This is a genomic window from Novosphingobium sp. (assembly GCF_019748365.1).
GTDB lineage: Bacteria > Pseudomonadota > Alphaproteobacteria > Sphingomonadales > Sphingomonadaceae > Novosphingobium.
Genome location: NZ_JAIEPN010000178.1, coordinates 1 through 4050, shown reverse-complemented (window position 1 = coordinate 4050; position 4050 = coordinate 1). Strand labels below are relative to the sequence as shown.

Genomic DNA, 4050 nt, shown 5'->3' with positions numbered 1-4050 from the left:
CGATGCAAGTATGGTGCGGACATAGCTGCGCGTTTCAGCAAAGGGCGGAACTCCGCCATGCTTGTCGACGTTGCCCGGACCGGCATTGTACGCAGCCAAAGCAAGATGCCATGAGCCATAGCGATCGAGCTGCTCACGCAGGTAACGCGCTCCCCCGCGGAGGTTTTCGACAGGGTCCCAAGGATCTGAAACGCCAAGATAGCTTGCGGTCCCCGGCATCAGCTGTGCCATGCCCATCGCCCCGGCAGGACTGCGCGCAAAGGGCTGGTAGCGGCTTTCATGAGCAACGAGCGCGTCGAACAGCCGCACAGGGACGCCGGCTTCGCAGGCGGCGGCAGCGACGTGGCGGAAATAGAGACGGCGTCGCGATTGTGCCATCTCGGACAGGTCATAGCGCGGGAAGTACCCTCCAGAGAGACAATCGGGACCTGGCGCGAGGCTCGATGCATTCACCGGCACGGGAATGACGGTGGAGCTTCCGCGTCTCATCCAGGACGGGATATAGAACAACGGGGGCGCGGGGCTGACAGGGGTGATCTCCTGCTCCTCCGCAAACGCTGTCGCTTCAGTCTCGGGAACGGGCTGCTTGGCTTGCAGCTGCGCGTTGGGACTTTTGACAACCACTCCGGGCACCAAGAGCGCGAATTCAGAGGGCGTGCTGCTCGAGAAGTCCTCAAGCTTGACCTCTTGGGCGACGGCTTGAGAATTTAGCGCGACAAGCGCTGCGCTGAGGTAGATTTTCATAACCACACCTTTCGGCATGGCTTAGGAACCGCCAACTAAGGTTATCGAGATGGCTCCGCTGGCGCAAGCGTCGTATGGATTTGGAGAGGTAAGCACCGCAACAGCATCTGCCGCCCAAGACCCGGTCGTTCCTCGCCACACATCAAAGTGACCGTTTTTGTCGAAATCTGCCACTCAGCTTGATCGAGCGGACCGAAGCTGCGACCACATCGCGTATCATGGTCGAACGAACGTGGACCGAAAATGTGATCGGCCGTTGGAACTGCATCGGCACCGGAGTTCATCACTGCAATAGACGCAGCGGAGTGGTGCTGTAGGGTGCGCTTACTTGCAGGATGCAGTCAGTTATCTGGCTTCGGCCAGCACAGAGATTAACGAGAGTAGCTGAATTTGCTGGGTTGGTGCCATTGGCGTCCACAGCCCCTAACTTCAGCTTTGTGCCCAAATTTTGCTCATCTAGTTTGTAGGTGAATGATCGAGGAAGCTGTCGATCGCTCAGGCGTCAACCTAACATCCTTGGCTAGCCTGGGGGGCCGTAAATCCACATCACTGAAGCCCTCTGATTTTTTGCATTTCGGGGTGCTAGTCTGAGACTTGCGGGGCTCACAAAAGGCGAGAAGCCTTCTGATATCGCTAAGAAGCTTGCGTTGCTCGAAGCTGCGTTAAGCTTTGCGCGAGGCTGTGTAACTATGTCTTTGATCACGTCGAACACAGTGGTATGGACCAAACGGTGACACAGCGCCTCTTTCTCTATCTCGCGGCATTTCTTGCCGCGCTGCTACCCATAGAGGCGACCTATGCAGCGAACGGTTGCGCGCCGATGGCAGAGATGAACGCGGACGCAGGCGACTGCAGCGAATGCATGGATGATGAGCGCGGGCAGTGTCAGAGCTATTGCTTGGCCTTGTGCCAGACGCTTCCGGCAGCGCGCGTTTCGTCGCTAGAGCCGCGCGATCTTTCGTCACTCAATTTTCTAGCGCTTCTCGAAAAGTTTCCGCCCCTGCCTAACGGGGGGCCGGAACCGCCGCCTCCCCGAATGCTCCGCTGATCGACGGAATTCAATTTCAACGGAGATAAACATCATGAAGAAGTACATCATCACGGCAGCAGTGCTGCTCGGTTCCAGCTCAGCTGCTTTTGCCGCCGCGCCGGAGCAGGTCGCATCGCTCGCAATGTCCTGCTGCGACCTCGTGCTCGCATGCTGCGAGGCTGCAATGGACTGCTGCCCGTAAGGGACTAGCCAAGGCATAAGGGCGGGCGTCCGGTCACCAACTGGGCGCCCGCTTTCTTTTGGACCGCTCTTGCGCGAATGCCTAACAGTCGAGCAAGCCTCGTAAAAGCTATTCATTATAGCCTTTAACTTATTGGCATTCGGGATGTTCACGAAATGCTTTTCGAGTGACCATCCCAATTGCAGCCATCAGGCTGATCGTCCCGGACCCACCAGAATCAATCCTGCTCCGACGAGACAAATCGCCGCGCCAATGACATCCCAGCGGTCGGGTCGTGCGCCTTCGACACTCCAAAGCCAAATCAGTGACGCTGCGATGTAGACGCCGCCATAGGCTGCGAATGCGCGGCCCGCAGCGGATGTATCGACCAGCGTGAGGAGCCAGGCAAAAATCGCGAGCGACACCATGCCCGGCGCAACCCACCAGGCAGATTTGTCGAGCCGCAACCATGCCCAGAACGAGAAGCAACCGGCGATCTCCGCCAGCGCGGCGAGCGCATAGATGAGTCCGGTTTGCAGGGTTGGCATGGTTAGTGCTCGATCCGTGGCGATAGTGGGGCTGGGCAGACCATTGCCGGGTGTCGCAGCATCGTCAACGCGGTCTGGTGGATCCATGCACGCGAGGCCGAAGCGTTGGCGCCAAAGCAGCGATCTTCGATCACGTTGCGGTCAGCGTGCGCGGGGCGAGGGTCTCGATGATCTTGCAGTCGGCCACGGTCCCGTGACGGCAGGATCCGATGACCCGGTCCAGTTCGCCGCGCAGTGCGCTCAGATCGGCGATCTTGCGGTCGATTTCGGTGAGGTGGACGCGCGCGATTCCGTCAACGGCATCGCAGGATTGGGCCTTGTCATCCGACAGCGTGAGCAGTTCGCGCACGGCTTCGAGCGTGAAACCGAGATCGCGGGCGCGGCGGATGAACGACAGGCGCGCCAGATGATCATTGCCATAGGCACGGTAATTGGCACTTGTCCGGGCGGGTGGCGGCAACAGCCCGATCTTTTCATAATAGCGCACCGTCTCGACTTTCGTCGCCGCGGCGCTCGCGAGTTCGCCAATTTTCACTGCCACTCCTTCGGGCTTGACCCTGTAGTTGCTACAGGGTGTACATAGAATGCCGACTCGCAGATTGTCGAGAAGGCAAAAAGATGGCTGATGATTGCTGCAAGGCCGCGTGCGGAACGACGGCAACTCTGAACGACCCGCGCTGGCGCAGGGCTTTGTGGATCGCGCTCGGCGTGAACGCCGGCATGTTCGCGGTGGAAATGGCGGCAGGGGCCGCTGCGGACAGCCGCGCGTTGCAGGCGGACGCACTCGATTTTCTGGGCGATGCCGCCAATTATGCGATCAGCCTGCTGGTTGCCGGGATGGCGCTGGCATGGCGCGCGCGGGCGGCGCTGGCCAAGGGGCTCGCCCTCATCGGTCTGGGTGGTTGGGTCGTGATCACAGCCGTTCTGGCGGCGCTCGGCGGAGCTGCACCCGAGCCTGAACTGATGGGAATCATCGGCGCGCTCGCGCTGGCGGCCAACACCGGTGTCGCCATCATGCTCTACCGTTTTCGCACTGGAGACGCGAACATGCGCTCGGTCTGGATATGCTCGCGCAATGACGCGATCGGCAATATCGCCGTTATGGCGGCCGCACTTGGCGTGTTCGGCATCGGAACAGCCTGGCCCGACCTTATTGTTGCAGCGATTTTGGCACTGCTCGGGATCAGCGGCGGCATTCAGATTGTCCAGCAGGCACGGCGTGAATTGCGGAGCGTTGCGGCATGAAGGTTTCCCGTTCGACACATATCGCGCTCAAGCCGGAAACAGTCTGGGCCGAGGTGCAGACGGCGCGCCTGCTGCAGCATATCGCCTGGCCGCTGGTGCGCTTCATCCCGGTCGATGACGCGGCGTTCGACAGGTTTCGGCCTGGCGAGCGCTATGAGGTCAAGCTCCGCCTCCTTGGCATTATTCCGTTCGGGACACAGTGGATCGTGACGTCCCAGCACGAAGCTGCCGGCACCGAATGGCCGAAGCGTCTGCGCGATGACGGCTATAGTCACCTGATCACAAGGTGGGACCATTGGATT

General features: G+C 60.0%; 6 protein-coding genes. 3 read left to right on the top strand and 3 right to left on the bottom strand.

Features of this window, described 5'->3' with window-relative positions; genetic code table 11:
• A partial coding sequence (locus K5Q19_RS19245; protein WP_292948520.1) for a lytic transglycosylase domain-containing protein occupies window positions 1-744 on the bottom strand: 744 nt, incomplete at its 3' end.
• A gap of 1082 nt (window positions 745-1826) precedes the next feature.
• Here K5Q19_RS19245 and K5Q19_RS19240 point away from each other — a divergent pair.
• Window positions 1827-1976 (top strand): hypothetical protein, encoded by a 150-nt coding sequence (locus tag K5Q19_RS19240; protein WP_156135676.1) that lies wholly within the window; start codon window positions 1827-1829, stop codon window positions 1974-1976.
• Window positions 1977-2164: 188 nt separating this feature from the next.
• Here the strand turns inward: K5Q19_RS19240 and K5Q19_RS19235 are convergent, their stop codons facing one another.
• Complete coding sequence (locus K5Q19_RS19235) at window positions 2165-2503, bottom strand: YnfA family protein (RefSeq protein ID WP_039330825.1); 339 nt, start codon at window positions 2501-2503, stop codon at window positions 2165-2167.
• A 130-nt stretch (window positions 2504-2633) separates the two neighbouring features.
• Window positions 2634-3044: a helix-turn-helix domain-containing protein gene (locus tag K5Q19_RS19230; protein WP_292948513.1), complete on the bottom strand. Its 411-nt coding sequence runs from the start codon at window positions 3042-3044 to the stop codon at window positions 2634-2636.
• A 77-nt stretch (window positions 3045-3121) separates the two neighbouring features.
• On the opposite strand from K5Q19_RS19230, the gene K5Q19_RS19225 reads away from it, so the two are divergent.
• Window positions 3122-3748: a cation transporter gene (locus K5Q19_RS19225; RefSeq protein ID WP_292948511.1), complete on the top strand. Its 627-nt coding sequence runs from the start codon at window positions 3122-3124 to the stop codon at window positions 3746-3748.
• The coding region (locus tag K5Q19_RS19220; RefSeq protein WP_292948509.1) for a hypothetical protein at window positions 3745-4050 on the top strand (306 nt) is incomplete at its 3' end. The genes K5Q19_RS19225 and K5Q19_RS19220, both read left to right, overlap by 4 nt.

Coding starts and splice junctions, on each gene's coding strand:
- K5Q19_RS19225 (WP_292948511.1), top strand. CDS start 3,122: ATGGCTGATGATTGCTGCAAGGCCGCGTGCGGAACGACGGCAACTCTG.
- K5Q19_RS19240 (WP_156135676.1), top strand. CDS start 1,827: ATGAAGAAGTACATCATCACGGCAGCAGTGCTGCTCGGTTCCAGCTCA.
- K5Q19_RS19235 (WP_039330825.1), bottom strand. CDS start 2,503: ATGCCAACCCTGCAAACCGGACTCATCTATGCGCTCGCCGCGCTGGCG.